The 20,620-nt window shown below is 62.9% G+C and carries 16 protein-coding genes; all 16 read left to right on the top strand.

Going from position 1 to position 20,620, the window contains the following annotated elements:
• Nucleotides 1–10 precede the first annotated feature (10 nt).
• The gene (locus tag QM748_RS11815) at nucleotides 11–964 is read left to right on the top strand and encodes an XrtA-associated tyrosine autokinase (RefSeq protein WP_415247158.1); all 954 of its coding nucleotides are present in this window, start codon (nucleotides 11–13) and stop codon (nucleotides 962–964) included.
• Between the two features lie 25 nt (nucleotides 965–989).
• The gene (locus QM748_RS11810) at nucleotides 990–2,456 is read left to right on the top strand and encodes a TIGR03016 family PEP-CTERM system-associated outer membrane protein (protein WP_415247157.1); all 1,467 of its coding nucleotides are present in this window, start codon (nucleotides 990–992) and stop codon (nucleotides 2,454–2,456) included.
• An 11-nt stretch (nucleotides 2,457–2,467) separates the two neighbouring features.
• Nucleotides 2,468–3,538, top strand: a complete 1,071-nt coding sequence (locus tag QM748_RS11805; RefSeq protein ID WP_415247156.1) for an XrtA/PEP-CTERM system-associated ATPase — start codon at nucleotides 2,468–2,470, stop codon at nucleotides 3,536–3,538.
• Nucleotides 3,535–4,695 (top strand): non-hydrolyzing UDP-N-acetylglucosamine 2-epimerase, encoded by a 1,161-nt coding sequence (gene wecB / locus QM748_RS11800; protein WP_415247155.1) that lies wholly within the window; start codon nucleotides 3,535–3,537, stop codon nucleotides 4,693–4,695. Before QM748_RS11805 ends, wecB begins: the two co-directional genes overlap by 4 nt.
• A 1-nt stretch (nucleotide 4,696) precedes the next feature.
• Nucleotides 4,697–5,536 carry an XrtA system polysaccharide deacetylase gene (locus QM748_RS11795; protein WP_415247154.1) on the top strand — a complete coding sequence of 280 codons (840 nt, stop codon included), beginning with the start codon at nucleotides 4,697–4,699 and terminating at the stop codon, nucleotides 5,534–5,536.
• A 28-nt stretch (nucleotides 5,537–5,564) separates the two neighbouring features.
• Nucleotides 5,565–6,608: a FemAB family XrtA/PEP-CTERM system-associated protein gene (locus QM748_RS11790; protein ID WP_415247153.1), complete on the top strand. Its 1,044-nt coding sequence runs from the start codon at nucleotides 5,565–5,567 to the stop codon at nucleotides 6,606–6,608.
• Between the two features lie 168 nt (nucleotides 6,609–6,776).
• Nucleotides 6,777–8,306 (top strand): exosortase A, encoded by a 1,530-nt coding sequence (gene xrtA / locus QM748_RS11785; RefSeq protein ID WP_415247152.1) that lies wholly within the window; start codon nucleotides 6,777–6,779, stop codon nucleotides 8,304–8,306.
• The gene (locus QM748_RS11780) at nucleotides 8,303–9,487 is read left to right on the top strand and encodes a TIGR03088 family PEP-CTERM/XrtA system glycosyltransferase (protein WP_415247151.1); all 1,185 of its coding nucleotides are present in this window, start codon (nucleotides 8,303–8,305) and stop codon (nucleotides 9,485–9,487) included. The genes xrtA and QM748_RS11780 overlap by 4 nt, the downstream gene beginning before the upstream one ends.
• 16 nt (nucleotides 9,488–9,503) lie before the next feature.
• Nucleotides 9,504–11,432 carry an XrtA/PEP-CTERM system amidotransferase gene (locus QM748_RS11775; protein WP_415247150.1) on the top strand — a complete coding sequence of 643 codons (1,929 nt, stop codon included), beginning with the start codon at nucleotides 9,504–9,506 and terminating at the stop codon, nucleotides 11,430–11,432.
• Between the two features lie 6 nt (nucleotides 11,433–11,438).
• On the top strand, nucleotides 11,439–12,656 hold the full coding sequence (locus tag QM748_RS11770; RefSeq protein WP_415247149.1) for a TIGR04063 family PEP-CTERM/XrtA system glycosyltransferase: 1,218 nt from the start codon (nucleotides 11,439–11,441) through the stop codon (nucleotides 12,654–12,656).
• A gap of 2 nt (nucleotides 12,657–12,658) precedes the next feature.
• Entirely contained in the window at nucleotides 12,659–14,587 is a 1,929-nt protein-coding gene (asnB, locus tag QM748_RS11765) for an asparagine synthase (glutamine-hydrolyzing) (RefSeq protein WP_415247148.1), read from the top strand.
• Nucleotides 14,584–15,795 carry a TIGR03087 family PEP-CTERM/XrtA system glycosyltransferase gene (locus QM748_RS11760; protein WP_415247147.1) on the top strand — a complete coding sequence of 404 codons (1,212 nt, stop codon included), beginning with the start codon at nucleotides 14,584–14,586 and terminating at the stop codon, nucleotides 15,793–15,795. Before asnB ends, QM748_RS11760 begins: the two co-directional genes overlap by 4 nt.
• On the top strand, nucleotides 15,792–17,108 hold the full coding sequence (locus QM748_RS11755; RefSeq protein WP_415247146.1) for a nucleotide sugar dehydrogenase: 1,317 nt from the start codon (nucleotides 15,792–15,794) through the stop codon (nucleotides 17,106–17,108). Before QM748_RS11760 ends, QM748_RS11755 begins: the two co-directional genes overlap by 4 nt.
• Complete coding sequence (locus QM748_RS11750; RefSeq protein ID WP_415247145.1) at nucleotides 17,105–18,136, top strand: hypothetical protein; 1,032 nt, start codon at nucleotides 17,105–17,107, stop codon at nucleotides 18,134–18,136. Before QM748_RS11755 ends, QM748_RS11750 begins: the two co-directional genes overlap by 4 nt.
• 8 nt (nucleotides 18,137–18,144) lie before the next feature.
• The gene (locus QM748_RS11745; RefSeq protein ID WP_415247144.1) at nucleotides 18,145–19,263 is read left to right on the top strand and encodes a glycosyltransferase family 4 protein; all 1,119 of its coding nucleotides are present in this window, start codon (nucleotides 18,145–18,147) and stop codon (nucleotides 19,261–19,263) included.
• The gene (locus tag QM748_RS11740) at nucleotides 19,260–20,618 is read left to right on the top strand and encodes a phenylacetate--CoA ligase family protein (protein WP_415247143.1); all 1,359 of its coding nucleotides are present in this window, start codon (nucleotides 19,260–19,262) and stop codon (nucleotides 20,616–20,618) included. Before QM748_RS11745 ends, QM748_RS11740 begins: the two co-directional genes overlap by 4 nt.
• Nucleotides 20,619–20,620 lie beyond the last annotated feature (2 nt).

The raw sequence follows: 20,620 nt of genomic DNA, 5'->3' as shown, positions 1-20,620 counted from the left end.
AAACGACACGATGAGTCTTATCGAAAAAGCGGCGCAACGCCTTGATAAACTGAAGCAAGCCTCGGGTGAGCTGCCTGCCGAGCTGCCTGCCCAATCTCCTGTCGTCCATGTTCCGGCTGCCGACAAGCCCGCGGCCGAGCATGCTGCCGTGCGCTCGTCCGAGGTGCCGAAGGCAGCTACGGGTCAGTCATTCAGCCGTGTCGTGTCGCGGGTCGCGCAGATCGATCTGGCGCGCCTGCACTCCCTCGGTCTGGTGACGCCCGATCATCCTCGCGGCACCATTGCCGAAGAGTATCGGGTCATCAAACGGCCCCTGCTCCGCAATGCCACGGCGACCGGTGCAGCCAAGATCGACGATGGCAATCTGATCATGGTGACCAGTGCGCTGCCTGGTGAAGGCAAGACCTTCAATGCGGTCAACCTTGCGATCAGCATGGCGATGGAGCTCGACTACACGGTTTTGCTCGTCGATGCGGACGTTTCGCGTCCTTCGGTGCTCAGGCAGCTCGGGCTGCCTCCAGAGAAAGGCCTGATGGATGTGCTGGCCGGGGATGTCACCGACCTCAGTGAAGTTCTGATGCGCACCAACATCGAGAAGCTCTCGATCCTGCCCGCGGGCATGCCGCATCAGCGTGCCACCGAATTGCTGGCATCCGATGCCATGACGCGCCTGCTCGAGCAGATGGCGAGCCGTTATCCGGACCGGATCATCGTGTTCGATTCACCGCCTCTGCTGGTGACCACCGAATCGCGGGTGCTGGCCACGCATATGGGACAGATCGTCATGGTGGTCGAAGCCGAACGGACCACGCATGCCACAGTCAAGCAGGCGCTTGCCACCATCGAGAGCTGCCCCATCAAGTTGATGGTGCTGAACAAGTCTCGCGGGCAGGGGGCCGACTCGATCTATGGTTATGGCTATGGTTACGGCTATGGCGATGCACCGCGCGAGCAGGCGGCCTGAGATGTGTACGAGGATGACGCCTGCGTTGTCGATACTCGTGCTTGCCATGTTCATGGCGATGCCGGCGGTAGCGCAGACGGTGACCATCACTCCTCGGCTCGACACCCGGCTGACATGGACCGACAACGTCGATACCTCGGACGACAATCCACAGAAGGACTGGATTGCCGAAATATCCCCGGGTATCGGCCTGTCGCGTGAGTCAGGGCGTTTTCGCGGTTATTTGAATGCCAGCCTGCGCAATCTGGTTCATGCCCGGAAAACCGAAGATAACGAGACTTACCTTGCTCTCGATGGAAGCGGCGAGTTCGAGGCTGTCGAGGATACGGTGTTCATTGCGCTAAGAGGCTCGATCAGCCGCACCAATACATCGGCATTCAGCCGGCGGGGCAGCGGCGATTCGCTCAGTGCATACAAGGCCGACGAAACGCGCATGTGGTCGGTTGCGCCACGCTACCAGTTCAGATTTGGCGATGCGGGTTTCGGGCGCCTGGGCTACGAGTCCCGCTGGCTGGCGGGCGGTAGCGGAACCTTGGCGGATACTCGGCAGGAGCGTTGGATCGTGTCCGTATCCGATCCAAGTGCCTTGCGTCTTTTCGGCTGGGGCGTCAATCTCATGCGCATCGATACGAGCTTTGAGAAGGGCTCAAATCGTAATGTTGTGCAGGAAATCGGCCGCGCCACGTTGTTCGTCAATATCGACCCGCAGTTTCGAATGCGGCTGATCGGTGGTTACGAATCCAACGACTACGAATTGAGCGATGGAGAAGAAGGCTCCATCTGGGGTGCGGGCTTCGATTGGTATCCAACTGAGCGAACCCGTCTTTCGGTGTCGGGTGAAGACCGGATTTTCGGTATCGGCTATGACGTCCGGTTTCGGCATCGCATGGCCCGGTCTACATGGAATTTTTCGGCAAGCCGCGATATTTCGTCAACCCTTGATGAGCTAGCAGGTGGCGAGATACTGGATCCGGTGTTCCAGCTTTTCTACATGCGCACCGATCCGAGTTTGCCCGAGGCCGAGCGCATGCGGCAGGCGCGTGCGGAGTATGAGCGTGCAGGGGGTGTCGGCATCCGCACCAATGCCTATTTCCTGCAGCGAACGATCGGTGGGGGCGTATCCTTTGTCGGGGCACGTAATACTCTGTCATTCTCCATCCGGCGTGCCGAGCGTGAGCGCTTGGATGCCTTTTCCGGTTTTCTGGCCGGAGATTTCTCCGAGTTCGAGTATACCGATACGCGAGCGGCATCCGTTACGCTGCTGCATCGGCTGACGGGAACGTCGAACCTGAATGGCTCAATCACTCGCTCCAACACCGAGGGCCGGGGGATCAACAATCAAGATGTCGATCGCCTGCTCCTGAACATTGGCGTTACGCGTCGTCTCAGTCCGGACACGACGGCTGGTCTCAACTATCGTCATACCAAGTCCACGGGCACTGACGACTATTCCGAGAATGCCATCAGTGCCACGCTCGGCATGCAATTTTGAGCACACCCCAGATGTACGAATCATTCTTCAAGTTCAAAGGCAAGCCCTTCCAGCTCAATCCGGATCCGACCTTTTTCTACGGCAGCCGCGGACACAAGCGTGCGATGGCCTACCTGGAATACGGCCTGCACCAGAGCGAGGGCTTCATCGTCATTACTGGCGAGATCGGCGCGGGCAAGACCACCATCGTACGCAGCCTGCTCGAACAGCTTGATCCGGCGCAGGTCGTCGCGGCCAACCTCGTCAGTACGCAGATCGACGCCAGCGACATGCTGCGCATGGTCGCAGCGGCCTTTGGCGTGCCGGCCGGGAATCTGGACAAGGCTGGACTGCTGCTCGCGCTCGAGACTTTTCTGGTGTCGGTTGCCGCGGCCGGCAAGCGTGCGCTGCTGATCGTCGACGAAGCCCAGAATCTGACGCCGGCTGCGGTCGAAGAACTGCGCATGCTGTCGAATTTCCAGCTCGAAGACCATGCCCTGCTGCAGAGTTTTCTGGTCGGCCAGCCCGAGTTTCGCGAGATCATGCAAAGTGGCCGGATGCAGCAGCTGCGCCAGCGTGTGATTGCTTCCTATCATCTCGGGCCGCTCGATTCGCAAGAGACCACGGGTTATATCGAGCACCGCCTCCGTCATGTCGGCTGGAGTGGCGACCCGATTTTCGAGTCCGGCGCCTACACCGCCATCTACGGCTATACCGGCGGTATTCCGCGCAAGATCAACACTTTGTGCGACCGCTTGCTGCTCGGTGCCTACCTGACGGACCGCCACACGGTCAGCGAGGCCGACGTTCGCGAGACCATCGACGAACTCAAGGAAGAGTTCGCTGCCTCTCGTTCGTCCAACGCCGAGACGCGTGTGCAGCCCTCGCCGGGGCTGGCGATCGACCAACTGGCGATCGAGAGATTGCAGGTCCCGCCCGAGCTCGTGAATCAGGTCGCGGAGATGGCTGCAAACGTCGATATCCTGCGCCTCGAGGCGCGTCTGACCAGCCTGGAACATTCGGTTTCCTCCACTTTGAACGTACTCAATCAATTACTGCAGGCGGTGCGTCGCGATGTGCCCGCTGAAGAGAAAAGTTCATGACCGTTTCGGTATCGTCCAGCGCCCCCGTCATCTGCGTCGTTGGCGCACGTCCCAACTACATGAAGGTGGCGCCGATCATTCGTGCCTTTGCCGCCCATCAGCCGCCGATTCCGACGCTGCTGCTGCATACCGGGCAGCACTACGATCCGGCGATGAAGGATCGCCTCTTCGCCGACCTCGATCTGCCCGAACCGGATGTCAATCTGGCCGTCGGCTCGGGTTCGCATGCGGTACAGACAGCCGAGGTCATGAAGCGCTTCGAGCCCGTCATCGACGAGCGCGGCGCGAGAGCCGTGCTCGTGGTGGGCGACGTCAATTCGACGCTCGCCTGCGCGCTGGTGGCCAGCAAGCGCCATATTCCGGTGGTGCACGTCGAGTCCGGCCTGCGCAGCAACGATCGCCGGATGCCGGAGGAAATCAATCGCATCCTGACCGATCAGCTCTCGGACATTCTGTACACAACCGAGCGCAGCGCCCATGGCAATCTCGAGCGCGAAGGCATTCCTGCCGAACGTGCCGTTTTCGTCGGCAACGTCATGATCGACAGCCTGCGTGCCAGTCTGCCGAAGGCGGTACCGGCGGCCGACCTGCTGGCCGCCGCTGGCCTCGATGCCGCTCGTATCGCTGGCGGTTACGGCGTGGTGACGCTGCATCGACCATCCAATGTGGACAATGCCGATACCCTTGGCCCGATCATCGATGCACTGAAAAAGGTCAGTGAATCGCTGCCGCTGATATTTGCCTTGCATCCGCGCACCCGCAACAATCTTGAACGCTTCGGCATGCTCGACCGGGTGGAGGAGGGCAACTTCCTGGTGCTGCCGCCGCAAGGCTACCTTGAGATGCTCGGCCTGATGTCCGGCGCCCGTCTGGTGCTGACCGACTCGGGGGGCATCCAGGAGGAGACCACTGCGCTCGGCGTGCCCTGCGTCACGATCCGCGAGAATACCGAACGTCCGATCACGGTCGAACAAGGTACTAATACACTTGTCGGAATCGACCCGGATGCCATCATTGCTGCTGCACGTGAGGTGCTGGGCACCGGCGGCAAGGCTGGCCGCATTCCCGAGTTCTGGGATGGACATACTGCGGAGCGGATTGCTGCCCACCTGCACGGCTGGCTGACAACTGCTGAATCGAACGCAACCAAGGTCTGACATGAGCGATCGCATCACCAACGCTTTTACCTGCGACGTCGAGGACTATTTCCAGGTCTCCGCGTTGGCGCCGCATTTCCCGCGCGAAGGCTGGGACGCCGTGCCCTGCCGCGTCGAGCGCAACGTCGATCGCATCCTCGAGATGCTCGATGGCCATGGCGCGCGCGGTACCTTCTTCACGCTCGGCTGGATTGCCGAACGCTTTCCGCAACTGGTCCGGCGCATCGCCGACAATGGCCACGAAGTGGCCAGCCATGGCTACAGCCACGAGCGCGCCAGCGCGATGACTCCCGAGGCTTTCTCCGCCGACATCCGCCTGGCCAAGGCCGTGCTGGAAGACATCACCGGCCAGCTCGTCACCGGCTACCGCGCGCCCAGCTTTTCGATCGGCACGGCCAATCTGTGGGCGCACGACTGCATCGCCGAGGCGGGTTACGCTTACAGCTCCAGTGTCTATCCGGTCAAGCACGATCATTATGGCATTCCCGACGCGCCACGTTTTCCGTGGCGGCTCGCGAATGGCCTGGTCGAAGTGCCGGTCACCACGGTTCGTGCCTTCGGCCGGAACTGGCCGGCGGGCGGTGGAGGCTTCTTCCGCTTGCTGCCGTATTCGCTGTCGCGCTGGCAGATCGCACGCGTCAATGCCGATGACAGGCGCCCGGCGATCTTCTATTTCCACCCGTGGGAAATCGATCCAGAGCAGCCGCGCGTGCAGGAAGCCAGCGCCAAGACGCGCTTCCGCCATTATGTGAATCTGGAGCGCACTGCTGCGCGCCTCGACCGTCTGCTGTCCGACTTTGCCTGGGGGCGTGCGGACGAAGTTTTCCGTGATGCGGCCTGATTGCTGCGCACCAGAACCGGTTTTCTGAATGTCGATCAAGATCAAAACGCTTTCACCCGAGCACATCGCGCGCTGGGATGCTTTCGTGCGCGAATGTCCGCAGGCGACTTTTTTCCACCTGTCGGCGTGGCAGGACATCGTACGCACGGTGTTCCGTCATCGAACCTTCTTCCTGTTTGCCGAGCGTGACGGCCGGATCGTCGCCGTTCTGCCGCTGGCCGAGGTCAAGAGCCGGCTCTTCGGCCATGCGCTGACTTCCTTGCCGTTCTGTGTGTATGGAGGCATCGCCGCTGCCGAGGATGCGGGAGATGATGCCGTCGCCCTGCTCGAGCAGGAGGCTGATGCGCTTGCCCGGAAGCTCGGCGTACAGCATCTCGAATACCGTAACCTCGGCCGGATCCGCCATGAAGACTGGCCGCGCCAGGATCTTTACGTCACCTTCCGCAAGGAGATCCTGCCCGAGGTCGAAGCCAACATGCTCGCCATTCCGCGCAAGCAGCGCGCCATGGTGCGCAAGGGCATCAAGAACGGACTCGTCAGCCATATCGATGCGGACGTCGAGCGTTTCTTCGCGCTGTATTCCGACAACGTGCTGCGCCACGGCACGCCGGCACTGTCGAAGAAGTTCTTCCGGCGCCTGAAGGACACGTTCGGCGACGATTGCGAGGTGCTCACCGTTACCGATGCCGACGGCCGGCCGCTTTCCAGCGTGCTGAGTTTCTACTTCCGCGACGAGGTGCTGCCGTACTACGCCGGCGACGATGTCGCTGCGCGCGATCTCGCGGCCAATGACTTCAAGTACTGGGAACTGATGCGCCGCGCCTGCGAGCGTGGTTGCAAGGTGTTCGACTACGGTCGCAGCAAGATCGGTACCGGCCCGTACAGCTTCAAGAAGAACTGGGGCTTCGAGCCGCAGCCGCTGTCCTACGAGTACCGCCTGTACAAGCGCGATGGGGTGCCGCAGAACAACCCGATGAATCCCAAATACCGTGCCTTCATCGCCTTGTGGAAGCGTCTGCCGCTGGGCGTGGCGAATGCCATCGGCCCGCACATCGTGCGCAACCTGGGCTGAGCCCAGGGCGGATCGAGAAGTGTTCTTGCCATCGAATGCCGGAGGGAGCCATGCTTCGCGGCTGCCCGGCGAGAGCGGCAATGCGCGCGCGAACGAACCTTGAAGTGGTGGATTGTCACATGCTGGTGATCGTACAACTGTTGTTGGGAAGCTGGGCGAGGGGGCTGTGTGAATCCTGACATCACCCCCCGCTCCGGAGCGGGGCTGCCGAGTGTGGCATTGGTGCTCGTCCTTGGCCTGTTCTGGGTTCTGGGATGGTACTGGCAGACCGCACAGGACATGGCCGCCATCTGGTGGCGTTCGGATACTTATGCGCACGGTCTGGTTGCCTTGCCGATATTCGCGTGGCTGGTCTGGCGCGCGCGCGGCCGCATGACGGGCCTGTGGCCGCAGCCAAGTGCCTGGATGGCGTTGCCAGCGGCCCTGGCCGGGCTGCTGTGGCTGCTCGGGGCGCTGGCGAGCGTGGCGGCTGCGCAGCATTTCGCGCTGGTGGCGATGTTGTTCTGTGTATTCCTCGGCAGTCTGGGCTGGAAACTGGGCCGGATTCTGTTGTTCCCTTTGCTGTTCCTGTTCTTCGGCGTGCCCATCGGCGACTTCATGCTGCCGACGCTGATGCACTACACGGCGGAATTCACTGTTTGGGCGCTGCGCCTGACGGGAGTGCCCGTATACCAGGAAGGTCTGCATTTCGTCGTGCCGAATGGGCGCTGGTCGGTCGTCGAGGCATGCAGCGGCAGTCGCTATCTGATCGCCTCGCTGATGGTGGGCGCCCTGTACGCCTATCTCAGTTACCGCAGCTTGCGCCGGCGCCTGCTGTTCATGCTCGTCGCAGCCATCGTGCCGATCGTGGCCAACTGGCTCCGCGCCTACATGATCGTGATGATCGGCTATCTGTCGGACAACACGCTGGCGGCTGGCGTGGATCACCTGCTGTATGGCTGGGTGTTCTTCGGTATCGTCATCTTCCTGATGTTCTGGATCGGCGGGTGCTGGCGAGAGGAGTCGGCCTATTCCGCGCCCGCCGCTCAGGCCATGCAGGCACTGGCACCGTTCAGGGCCTGGAGGGCTGTGTTGACGCTCGCAATCGTGGTGAGCCTGTTCCCCATGCTGCTGCGCGTGCTCGATACGCCGGTGCCTGCTTTCCCGGTGGCGCTGTCGGCGCCGGCGCCGGCGGTGGGCTGGCAGATCGAAGATGAAGCCGCGATTGCCTATCGCCCGCTTTATGCCGGCGCGAGGGCAGCAGCTTTCGGTGCCTATCGGCAGGCTGCGGATTCGCCTCCGGTCGGCTTGTCCATCGCCTGGTACTACGCGCAGCGGGACGATAGCGAGATGCTCAGGTGGGGAAATGGCGTAGTGTCGGAGCGAAAGCTGGGAATCGATATCCTTCGTCGTAAAACGCATACTGCTGCAAACGGTTCCAGGTTGGTGGAATCGCTGGTTTCGTCGCCTCAGGGCAATTTGCTGGTGTGGCATTTCTATCGTTTGGATGGCTTGAATCTTTACCGCGACAGTGAGGTCAAGCTTCGCCTGGCTATGGAGCACCTGCTGGGCCGTGAGGATGCCTCGGCGGCGATTGTGCTGACCACGCCTGCTGGAGGTGACGCCGATCACGCACGCCAGCGGCTGGAAGCTTTTTTCGAAGCACATCTGTCCGCCATTGAGCAGGCTCTGGACGGGGTGGCGGAGAGCATCCCATGACGAAGCAGGCCATCGTTCCAGGTAATGGCGACAGCCGCCCGCTGGTGATGCATGTGCTGTACAGCTTCGATGTCGGCGGTCTCGAAAATGGCGTGGTGAACATCGTCAATCGCATGCCACCAGAGCGCTTCCGCCACACCGTGGTTGCTCTCAGCCATTGTGCGGACGGTTTCTGCAAGCGTGTGCAGCGCGATGACGTCCAGTTCATTTCGCTGCACAAACCGCCCGGCCATGGCATCAAGCTGTATCCGCGCCTGTTCCGCTTGTTTCGCCAGCACCGGCCGGCAGTCGTGCATACGCGCAACCTCGCCGCGCTCGAAGCGGCGGTGCCGGCCTGGGCGGCCGGCGTGCCGGTGCGGGTGCATGGCGAACACGGTTGGGATGTAAACGATCCTGGCGGCACCCTGCGCAAGTATCAGCTCATGCGTCGCGCCTATAGCCCATTCGTCGTGCGCTATGTCGCCTTGTCGGCGCAGATCGAGCGATACCTGGTCGATCGTGTCGGCGTGGCTGCGGAGCGGGTGGAACGCATCTGTAACGGCGTGGATACGGTCCGTTTCCGTCCTGCAGCCGATGGCATGCGGGCGCCGCTCCGGGGGAATCCCTTCGATGGCCAGGAGTTGCTCGTCATCGGCACGGTTGGCCGTTTGCAGGCGGTCAAGGATCAGCTCAACCTCGTCCACGCCTTCGGCATCGCACGCCGCAATGGGGGCGAGGCTGCTGTGCGCCTGCGGCTCGTCATCGCCGGAGAAGGCCCGCTCAGGCCTGTGCTCGAGGACGAGATCAGGCAGCAGGGCCTGACCGACGTGGTATGGATGGCGGGCGAGCGCAAGGACGTGCCCGAGGTAATGCGCAGCCTGGACATTTTTGCGCTGCCTTCCAAGGCGGAAGGCATCTCCAACACCATCCTCGAGGCGATGGCCAGCGGTCTGCCAGTCGTGGCGACCGATGTAGGGGGCAACGGAGAGCTGGTCGAAGAAGGGCATACAGGCCTTTTGGTGCCGGCAGAGAACCCCATCACGATGGCCGAGGCGCTGATGTGCTACGCTTCGAATGCTGCGCTGCGGAATTCGCATGGACTAGCCGGCCGGCATCGGGTGGAGCAGGGCTTCAGCCTCGACGGCATGGTGGCGCGCTATACCGAACTATACGAACGCATGCTGCGGCAGCGTTCCCACTGATGAAGGACGACTGAGCATGTGCGGCATTGCCGGCCTTTTTGACACGCGCGGCAAGCGCGATTTCGACCGCGAGTTGATGCGGCGCATGAATGACATTCAGCACCATCGAGGCCCGGACGAAGGTGGCTATCACTTCGAACCCGGTGTCGCGCTGGCGCACCGCCGCCTGTCCATCATCGATATCGCCACAGGCCAGCAGCCGCTGTTCAACGAAGACGGCTCGGTCGCCATCGTCTTCAATGGCGAGATATACAATTTCCAGGAACTCGTTCCCGAGCTGCAGGCGCTGGGCTATGTATTCCGTACGCGCAGCGATACCGAAGTCATCATCCATGCCTGGCAGGCCTGGGGCGAGGATTGTGTGCAACGCCTGCGCGGCATGTTCGCCTTTGCGATCCACGACCGCAAGCGCGACACCTTCTTCATGGCACGTGACCGTCTGGCGGTCAAGCCGATGTTCTATGCGCTGCTGGATGACGGCACGCTGGCCTTTGGTTCCGAGCTGAAAGTGCTGATGCAGCATCCGGGGCTTGACCGCCGCATCGATCCGCTGGCGGTGGAAGAGTATTTCGCCCTCGGTTACGTCGCCGAACCGCGCACCATCTTTCTCGGCGCTCGGAAGCTCGGACCGGGCGAATCGCTGCTCATCCGCCGCGGCCAGCCGGTGCCAGAACCGAAGCAGTACTGGGACGTACGCTTCACGCTCGACAATCCCCTGTCGTTTGGCGATGCCACCGCCGAACTCACCGAACGCCTGCGCGAATCCGTGCGCCTGCGCATGATTTCCGAAGTGCCGCTGGGCGCCTTCTTGTCCGGCGGGGTGGACTCCAGCGCCGTCGTCGCCACCATGGCGGGGCTGTCGGACGAGCCGGTCAATACCTGCTCCATCGCCTTCGACGACCCGAAGTTCAACGAATCCGAGTTCGCGCAGAAAGTCGCCGACCGCTACCGTACCAATCACTTCGTCGAAACCGTCAAGTCGGACGATTTCGACCTCATCGACACGCTGGCGATGCTGTACGACGAGCCCTACGCGGACAGCTCCGCCATTCCCACCTACCGCGTCTGCCAGCTGGCGCGCAAGAAGGTCACGGTGGCGCTGTCGGGCGACGGGGGCGACGAAAGTTTCGGCGGCTACCGCCGCTATCGCATGCACCTGATGGAAGAGCGCATGCGCTCGGCGCTGCCGCAAGGTGTGCGCAAGCCGCTGTTCGGCCTGCTCGGGCGCGTCTATCCCAAGGCCGACTGGGCGCCGCGCGTGTTCCGCGCCAAGACCACTTTCCAGGCCATGGCGCGTGATTCGGTCGAAGCCTATTTCCACAGTGTGTCGATTCTGCGTGGCGACATGCGCAGCAAGCTGTTCAGCGCCGATTTCCACCGCAAGCTCGGCGGCTACGATGCGCTCGAAGTGTTCCGCCGCCATGCGGCCAAGGCCGACACCGACGATGCACTGGCGCTGATCCAGTATCTGGATATCAAGACTTATCTGGTCGGCGACATCAACACCAAGGTCGACCGTGCCAGCATGGCGCATTCGCTGGAGGTTCGCGAGCCGTTGATGGACCACGAACTGGTCGAGTGGCTCGCCACGCTGCCATCCTCGCTGAAGATTCAGGGCAACGAAGGCAAGTACCTGTTCAAGAAGGCGATGGAGCCGCTGTTGCCCAACGATGTGCTCTACCGGCCCAAGATGGGATTCTCGGTACCGCTCGCGCGCTGGTTCCGCGGCCCGCTGAAGCAGCGCGTGCGCGATGCCGTGCTGGGTGACACCCTGGCAGCGACCGGCATGTTCAACCGCGACTACCTGCAGCATCTGGTCGATGCGCACCAGTCTGGCGCGCGTGATTACAGCTCGCCGCTGTGGACGCTGCTGATGTTCGAGGCCTTCATGCGCAGAAACGAGGCCGTGTCGTTGAATTCCCCGGTGCTTGCCGAAGCGGTTTGAATGGTCATGCGCATCCTTCACATACTCGATCACTCGCTGCCGCTGCACAGCGGCTACACCTTCCGCACCGCCGCCATCCTGCGCGAGCAGCATGCGCTCGGCTGGGAGACGATCCACCTGACGACGCCCAAGCAGGGGTTTTCCACGACGGAAGTGGAAGAAGCCGATGGCTTGCGCTTCCACCGCACGCCGGCGCCGGAAGGAACGGGTCTGATTGCACAGATGCGCCTCACTGCGGGCCGCATCGATCAACTCGTCGCTGAGTTCAAGCCCGATCTGATCCACGCGCACTCTCCGGTGTTGAACGCCCTGCCGGCTGAGTGGGCTGGGCGCAGGCGCCGCATTCCCGTGGTCTATGAGATGCGCGCCTCGTGGGAGGATGCCGCGGTCGATCACGGCACGACCACCGAGGGCAGCCTGCGCTATCGCATCTCGCGTGGGCTCGAGAGTTTCGCCCTGCGTCGTGCGGACCAGATCACCACGATCTGCGAAGGGCTGCGCGGCGACATCCGCTCGCGCGGCATCCCGGCCGACCGGATCACCGTCATCCCCAACGCGGTCGATGCTGATTCCTTCCAGTTCGGCGCCGAAGCCGACCCGGCCCTGCGCAGCGAGCTTGGCCTCGACGGCTGCACCGTGCTCGGCTTTGCCGGCTCGTTCTACGGCTACGAGGGGCTCAATTTGCTGGTGTCGGCCGCGGCCAGGCTGGCGAAGCGCTACCCCGACATCCGCCTGCTGATGGTCGGCGGCGGTGTGCAGGAAGACAGCCTGCGCAGCCAGGCTGCGGCAGAAGGGATTGCAGACCGCGTGATTTTCACTGGCCGTGTACCGCACAGCCGGGTGCAGAAGTATTACGAGCTCATCGACGTGCTCGCCTATCCGCGCCTGCCGATCCGTCTCACCGAGCTCGTCACGCCGCTGAAACCGCTCGAAGCCATGGCCCAGGGGCGGATGTTCGTGGCTTCGGACGTTGGTGGCCACCGTGAACTCATTCGGCATGGTGAAACTGGTTTTCTGTTCAAGGCTGGCAGCGTCGATGCGCTGGCCGATGCCATCGCCGATGTGCTCGAACATCGCGAGCGCTGGCCGGCGATCCGCCGCCAGGCGCGTGATTTCGTCGAGCGCGAGCGGACCTGGGCCAACAGTGTCGGCCGCTACCGCGAGGTCTATCGGCGTGCGCTTGCCAGCCGTGGCCGTGAATCCGTCCTTGCCGAGGTGCGTTGATCATGTGCGGAATCCATGGTTTGTACCGTTTCGATGGCACTCGCGTCGACCCTGCCCAGCTCAGCGCGATGGGCGACGTCACGGTTCATCGGGGCCCCGACGACGAAGGTCAGCACATCGACCCGAATGGCCGTTGCGGCATCGCGATGCGGCGGCTGTCGATCATCGACCTCGCAGGTGGCCATCAGCCAATCTCCAACGCCGACGACAGCCTGTGGCTGGTGTGCAACGGCGAGATCTACAACTTCCGCGAACTGCGCGCCGAACTGCAGGATCGCGGCTATCGCTTCAAGACCGGCTCCGACAGCGAGGTGCTGCTCCACCTCTATGACGAGATGGGCGACGATTTCGTCCACCGCCTGGACGGCATGTTCAATTTCGCCTTGTGGGATGATCGCCGCAAGCGTCTGCTGATCGGCCGCGACCACCTCGGCGTCAAGCCGCTGTACGTCCATCAGTCGGGTTCCATGCTGGGCTTTGCCACCGAGGCCAAAGCCTTGCTGAAACTGCCTGGCATGCGGACGGAGCTCGATCGTGAGGTGCTCGGCGACTACCTGCATCTGGGCTACGTGCCGGCGCCGCACTCGATGTTCAAGGGCGTCCGCAAGCTGCCGCCGGCCACCTTGCTGGCGGTGGAGAACGGCGAAGTCAGGGAGTGGCGCTACTGGCGCCTGCCGTCACGCATCGACCGTACTCTGTCCGAAGCTGAATGGGTCGAGCGCATCCGCCATGGCATGGAAGCCGCGGTACATCGGCAGATGGTGTCGGACGTGCCGATCGGCGCTTTCCTGTCTGGCGGCGTGGACTCCAGTGCGGTGGTCGCCTACATGGCCAAGCACTCCGAGCAGCCGATCCGTACCTACGCCATCGGTTTCGAGGGCGGGGAGGCGGAGCGCCTGTACAACGAATTGCCCTATGCGCGCCAGGTTGCCACGCTGCTGGGCACCGACCACCACGAGATCGTCGTACGTCCAGACGTCGTCGGCCTGCTGCCGAAGCTGCTGTGGCACATGGACGAGCCGGTGGCGGATTCGGCTTTCATCACCACTTACCTGGTGTCTGAGTTCGCCCGCCGCGACGTCAAGGTGATCCTGTCCGGCGTCGGTGGCGATGAGCTCTTCGGCGGCTACCGCCGCTATCTGGGCGATCACTACGTGCGCAAGCTGCAGCGCCTGCCGCGCTGGTCGCGCCTGCTGCTGTCGCGCACCGCAGGACTGCTGCCGAGCGACCGCCATTCGAAGCTGCTCAACACCGTGCGGCTGGCGCGCGGCTTCCTGGCGTCGGCGGAACTGTCGGCCGACGACCGTTACCGGGCCTATCTGCAGGTGCTGGACCGCGAATCCGTCGCTGCCCTGACCCGCGGCGCCGTGGGCAGCAGCGATGCGCTGGCAGTGGCCTTTGCCGCCGCGGGACAGGACGACGCGCTGAACCGCATGTTCGCGGTGGATGCCGAGACCCAGCTTCCCGACGATTTGCTGCTGCTCACCGACAAGATGAGCATGGCGGTCTCGCTGGAATGCCGCGTGCCGCTGCTCGACCGCGAACTGGTCGAGCTGGCGGCGGCGATTCCCGAATCCCTGAAGGTGAAGAACGGCCGCCTCAAGCATCTGATGAAGGACGCGCTGGCCGACATCCTTCCGCCCGACATCCTCGACCGCAAGAAGCGCGGCTTCGGTACGCCGATGGGTGCGTGGCTCAAGCGCGATCTCGCCCCGGTGCTGCGGCGCCTGCTTGCACGCGACGTCGTGAATGACCGCGGCCTGTTCGATCCGGACGTCGTTGCTCGCCTGGTTGCCGATCACGAAGCGGCCCGCATCGACGGCACCGATGCACTGCTTTCCCTGATGAACCTCGAGATCTGGAGCCGGCTCTACCTCGATGGCCATTCTCCCGACGACGTCACCACAGAGTTGAAGAGCCTCATCGCATGAAGATTCTTTACGTTTGCCACCGCTTTCCTTTCCCCCCCAAGCGCGGTGGCAAGATCCGTCCCTTCAACATGATTCGCCACTTGTCGCAGCGCCATGAGGTGACCGTGTGCTCGCTTGCCCGCAGCGAGGCCGAGGCGGAGGAGGGCAGGGGCATCCAGCCGCATTGTGCGCGCTTCGAGATGGCGGTGGTGTCCAACCCGGTTCAGACCGCGCGCATGGTTGCGCGGCTGCCGACGCCGGTGCCGTCTTCGATGGGCTATTTCTACTCGCCCGAACTTGCACGCAAGGTCGATGCCTTGCTCGCCAGCGAACGCTTCGATCTCATCTTCGTGCATTGCTCTTCGGTGGCGCAGTACGTGGAGAAGGTTCACGGGATTCCCAAGATCCTCGACTTCGGCGACATGGATTCGCAGAAGTGGCTGGAGTACGTCAACTACAAATCCTTCCCGCTCAATATCGGCTATTGGCTGGAGGGCACCAAGCTCGTGCGCGAGGAGAAGCGCCTCGCTCGCCGCTTCGACCTGTGCACCGCCACCACCCGTGCCGAATGGGAGACGCTTGAGTCCTACGGCACCGGCGTGTCGTCCGACTGGTTCCCCAACGGCGTGGACGCGGACTTTTTCAAGCCCGATGGCGAGGGCTACGATCCGAACACGATCAGCTTCATCGGCCGCATGGACTATTACCCCAACCAGGAAGCGATGTTCCGCTTCTGCGACGAGGTCTGGCCCTTGCTGAAGAGCAGGCGCCCGGAGATGAAGCTGCTCATCGTCGGTGCCGACCCCATCCCTGCGGTACAGAAGCTCGGTGAGCGCCCGGGCATTACCGTGACTGGGTCGGTGCCTGACGTACGTCCTTACATTCTGCGCTCGGCAGCGATGGTCGCACCTCTTAACATTGCGCGCGGCACGCAGAACAAGATCCTCGAAGCCATGGCGATGGGCGTGCCGGTCGTTTCCAGCCGCATTGCGGCGGGCGGCGTCGATGCAGCGGCTGAGGAACATTTCCTCGTCGCCGACAGTGCGCAGGAATATGCTGAAGCCATTGCCCGTATCATCGAACAGCCGGCGGAGCGCGACCGCCTCGCCAGAGCAGGGCGCGAACGGATGTTGTCCCATCACGCCTGGCCGCGGTCCATGGAAAGGCTCGATACCATCCTGGATCGCTGCCTCGACGAATTTCAAAGCAAGCACGGAGTAACACAATGAAGATCAGTATTTTCGGCCTCGGCTATGTTGGAGCGGTTTCGCTCGCCTGCCTCGCGCGCGACGGCCATCAGGTCATCGGCGTCAACATCGATCAGAGCAAGCTCGATCTCATCAAGTCGGGGACCACGCCGGTGGTCGAAGAGGGCATGGTCGATCTGATGGCCAGCGTCGCTGCCAGCGGCCGCGTCAGCGTCACCACCGACGCCGGCCAGGCGCTGCTCGACAGCGACATCTCGCTGATCTGCGTGGGCACGCCCTCGGCGCCCAATGGCAGCCAGGACCAGGGTGCGGTGCTGCGCCTGGCCGCCGATCTCGGCAAGGCCATCGCGAAGAAGGCCACGCCGCATGTGCTGGTGTTCCGTTCCACGCTCGTCCCGGGCACCGTCGAGTCCACGCTGGTCCCCATCATCGAGGCCGAATCCGGCAAGCGCGACGGCGAAGGCTTCTTCACCTGCTTCCAGCCCGAGTTCCTGCGTGAAGGTTCGTCCATCCGCGACTATGACAAGCCGCCCTTCACCGTCGTCGGCGCCAACCACGATCAGCCGGTGGAGCGCCTGCGCGAACTCTTCGGCCATCTGCCGTGCAAGTTCCTGCGCACTTCGGTGCGTGCGGCTGAAACCATGAAGTACGCCTGCAACAACTTCCACGCCCTCAAGATCACCTTCGCCAACGAAACCGCGCGCCTGTGCGGCGCGCTGGGTGTGAACCCGTTCGAGGTCATGGAGCTGGTCTGCCAGGACACCCAGCTCAACATCTCGCCCGCCTACCTGAAGCCCGGCTTCGCCTTTGGCGGCTCGTGCCTGCCCAAGGATCTGCGCGCCACCACCTACCTGGCGAAGATGCACGACGTCGAACTGCCGATGCTGAGCGGCATCCTGCAATCCAACCGCCAGCACATCGATCGTGCCGTTGCCAAGGTGCTCGAATCCGGTTGCCGCAAGGTCGGCATGCTCGGCCTGTCGTTCAAGACCGGGACCGACGACCTGCGCGAAAGCCCTCTTGTGACGCTGGCCGAGCAACTCATCGGCAAGGGCGTGCAGCTTGCCATCTACGATCCGGACGTGCAGCTGTCGCGTCTGCTCGGCGCCAACCGCCGCTTCATCGAAACCCAGCTGCCGCATATCGGCGACCTGCTCCAGTCCGATCTCGATGCCATCATCGCCGATGCCGAGATGCTGATCGTTGGTGTTTCCAATGCTGCGATCTTCGATGCGTTGGAGACGCACGCACGGTCTGAGCAGAAGGTGCTGGATTTGGTGAATATGCCCAATGGCAAGGCGCTGCGCGCCGAAGTCGAAGGTCTCTGCTGGTGAAAGTTGCCGTGGAGGGGCAGAACAGCGCGGCTGGATCACGGATCTGGCTACGCCTGTTCTGGCTGTCTGCCGTGTTGACAGTGGCGGTGGCGGCCAGCTTGGCGCCGCATCTGCGCGATTCCACCGAACTGGTGCGGATGCGCAACGCCTTGCTGCTGCAATCCGAACCTGCGGTGTACGACTGGACACCTGCAAATGTGCCGGTCGGTTTCGCCGTCGAAACGGCAAAGCCGCTGCCGCTCTACAGCGATATCGTTGCCCGCGACCATCTGAAGATTGATGGCGATGACTGGGCCACTGCACTCGCCATCGGCCGCCATCTGCTGCCGGATGGTCGGAGGCGGAGCGGTGCGATCCAGGCGAATCTCAGTGACACGTACACTCGCATCACTCAGCAGGGCGAAGGCTATTGCGGTGACTATGCCGACAGTTTCACCGGTTTCGCCACTGCCGCCGGGCTGTTCTCACGGCCGTGGGCATTTTCCTTTGATGGGTTCGGCGGCCATGGCCACATCTTCAACGAGATATGGGACAGCCAGCGCGCCCGCTGGGTCATGATCGACGTGTTCAACAACTTCTATCCCACCGATGCCAGTGGCGAGCCGCTGTCCGCGATGGCTTTCCGCGCCGCGCTGGAAGCGGGCGCGGACGATCTGCGTCTGGTACCGGTGGATCCTTTGGCCAGCCCCGGATTCCGCGAGGAGGCGAGGGCTCTCGACTATTATCGTCGGGGCCTGCCTGAGTGGTACATGTGGTGGGGCAACAACGTGTTTGAATACGATCAGGCATCGTTGGTGCAACTGCTGGGGGGCGTGCATCGCGCCTTGGAGCAGTTGGGCGGCGTGATGTCGGGCGTCCACCCAGGCATTCGAATCCTGGCTACCGAGCAGAATGCGGTGCAGCGGGATGAGATGCAGATGCTGCGTGGTCGACTCTGGGCCGTCTCTGTTCTCGGCGCGCTGTGCTGCCTGTTCTTCGTCGTCTGGCTGATTCGCAGGCGCGCGCGCTCTGCCTCCGATATCCAATGAATGCGCCGATGCCCGCTCCCACCTCATCCATTGTCCAACGCAGGGCGGTGCCGGCCCTCTGCATCGTCGGACCATTGCCGCCGCCCTCCGGCGGCATGGCCAATCAATGTGAGCAGCTTGTCCGCCTACTGCGTCAGGAAGGCATCCAGGCCGAGCTCGTACGCAACAATGCCCCTTACAGGCCGGAATGGGCAGGGCGTATCCCGGTGTTGCGTGCATGGTTCCGTCTGTTTCCCTATCTGACCGCGTTGTGGTCGGCTGCGGGGCGGGTGCAGGTCATGCATATCCTTGCCAACTCTGGCTGGGCCTGGCACCTGTTCGCCGCTCCGGCTGTGTGGATCGGGCGTGCCCGTGGCGTGAGCGTGATCGTCAATTATCGTGGCGGCAATGCCGATACTTTTTTTGCTGCTGCGCCACGTCACGTGTTGGCGACGCTTCGCATGGCAAGCGAGCGGGTCACACCGTCCGGCTATCTGCAGCGCGTCTTTGCAGGTCATGGCCTGGGGGCGGTGATCGTGCCGAACATCATCGACCTGTCGCGCTTCAGTCCGGCAGCTGTGCGTGATTTCGGCGATGCTCCGCATCTGATCGTGACCCGTAACCTCGAACCGATCTACGATATCCCGACTGCGATCCGCGCCTTTGCGCGCATTCGGAACATCCTGCCCGGCGCCCGCTTGACCGTCGCTGGAACCGGTCCCGAGCTCGGTCGTCTGCAGGCGCTGACTCGGGAGCTCGGAATCGAAAGCGCCGTGCGCTTTGCCGGCCGCATCGACAATGCCGATATTCCGGCGCTCTATGCGTCGGCCGACTGCATGCTCAATCCGAGCACTGTGGACAACATGCCGATTTCCATTCTCGAAGCCTTTGCCAGCGGAGTGCCTGTGGTCAGTACTGATGCTGGCGGTATTCCCGACATGGTCGAGGATGGGGTTTCCGCAGCCCTTACCCCAATCGGTGACGTTGAGCGCATGGCGGCCGAGGCGCTGCGCGTGTTAGCCGAACCGGCCAGAGCGGCCTCCATGCGCGCCGCCGGCATCGAGGCGGCTGCGCGCTATGCCTGGCCCACGGTCAGGGATCAATGGCTCGATCTTTACCGGCGCGTCGCCGGACGACAGGATGCATGATGGGGCTCTATACCGCGCTTTGCGCCAATCTTCTTTTTCCGCTGCATGAGCGGCTCAAGCATCACGGCTCGGTTGCGCTGCGCCGGCAACTGGAGGATAGCCAGTGGTGGCCTGCCGATAGGCTCGAGCGGCATCGCATCGAGCAGCTGCGCGCCTTTCTCGGCCAGATCGGACGGACGGTGCCGTATTACCGGGGTTTGTTCGCACGGGAAGGTTTCGACCCCAGCCGGGTCGATACGCTTGCAGCGCTGCAGGCTTTGCCTTTTCTCACCAAATCCGTCATCCGTGCCAACGTCGAGCAGCTCGAGGCCGAAGGCCATGGTCCCCTGAGCCGTTACAACACAGGAGGTTCCTCGGGCGAGCCGCTGATCTTCTACATCGGCAAATCGCGCAAGAGCCATGACGTGGCTGCCAAATGGCGTGCCACGCGCTGGTGGGGCGTCGACATTGGCGATCCGGAACTGGTGGTATGGGGCAGCCCGGTCGAACTCGGCGCCCAGGACCGCATCCGTCAATTGCGTGACACGCTGATGCGCAGCCATCTGCTACCGGCTTTCGAGATGTCGCCGGCCAACCTCGACCGCTTCGTCGACACCATTCGCCGCGCGCGCCCGGCGATGCTGTTCGGTTATCCTTCCAGCCTGTCCCTGATCGCCCAGCATGCCCGCAAGAAGGGCATTGCGATGGACAAGCTCGGCATCAAGGTCGCCTTCGTCACCTCCGAAAAGCTCTATGACGAACAGCGCCGCACCATTGCCGAAACCTACGGCTGCCCGGTTGCCAACGGCTATGGAGCTCGCGATGCCGGTTTCATTGCCCACGAATGCCCCTCCGGCAGCCTGCACATCAGCGCCGAGGACATCATCGTCGAAACCGTACGGCCGGATGGTTCGCCTGCGGCCAGAGGAGAGGCTGGCGAGATCGTCGTGACGCACATGTCCACTGCGGACTTTCCCTTCGTCCGCTATCGGACTGGGGATGTCGGCGTGCTCAGCGATGCATCCTGCGCGTGCGGCCGGGGCTTGCCGGTGCTGGCCGAAGTGCAGGGGCGTGCCACCGATTTCGTCGTTGCGCAGGATGGCACCATCATGCATGGGTTGGCGCTGATCTATACGGTGCGGGATCTGCCGGGTGTGGAGCGATTCAAGATCGTGCAGCATTCGCGCGATTTGACCGAGGTTCTGCTCGTTACCAACGCACAGTTCGATCCGGCGTCGGAGTTGCGCATCATGAACGATTTCAAGACCCGGCTCGGACAGGCCGTCGAGGTGCGTGTGAGCCGAGTGAATGAGATCTTGCCGGAGAAATCGGGCAAGTTCCGCTACGTGGTCAGCCACGTCGCTCCGTTGACCTGAAG

Source organism: Thauera sp., assembly GCF_047601425.1.
Lineage (GTDB): Bacteria > Pseudomonadota > Gammaproteobacteria > Burkholderiales > Rhodocyclaceae > Thauera.
This window is presented reverse-complemented; position numbering and strand designations above follow the sequence as displayed.